The organism is Limosilactobacillus vaginalis DSM 5837 = ATCC 49540 (assembly GCF_000159435.1).
In the GTDB taxonomy this organism is placed as follows: domain Bacteria; phylum Bacillota; class Bacilli; order Lactobacillales; family Lactobacillaceae; genus Limosilactobacillus; species Limosilactobacillus vaginalis.
This window is the reverse complement of sequence record NZ_GG693460.1, coordinates 1-241: the sequence shown is the minus strand read 5'-3', so window position 1 is coordinate 241 and position 241 is coordinate 1. Positions and strand designations below refer to the sequence as shown.

Here is a 241-nt window from a genome sequence, read left to right as displayed (position 1 = left end):
CCCGGCGAGGGCGATAAAGCCAGTGCCCGTCGCCACGGAAAGATGAAAGCCCATCCACCACAGCAACCAGATGCCGCCCACCAGCGCAAACGGTACGCTGCTGATAATCAGCAACGCTTCGCCCACCCGACGGAACGCCAGATACAACAGCACGAAGATAATCATCAACGTCATCGGCACCATGAGTTTAAGCTTATGGTTGGCGCGCTCCAGTAGCTCGAACTGCCCGGAGAATGCCACG

Annotated in this window: 1 protein-coding gene; it reads right to left on the bottom strand. The window is 58.1% G+C overall.

All coding sequences use genetic code 11. The features are described from left to right. Positions 1-241 (bottom strand): efflux RND transporter permease subunit (locus HMPREF0549_RS09620; protein WP_154645772.1); only part of this gene is annotated, 241 nt, incomplete at both ends.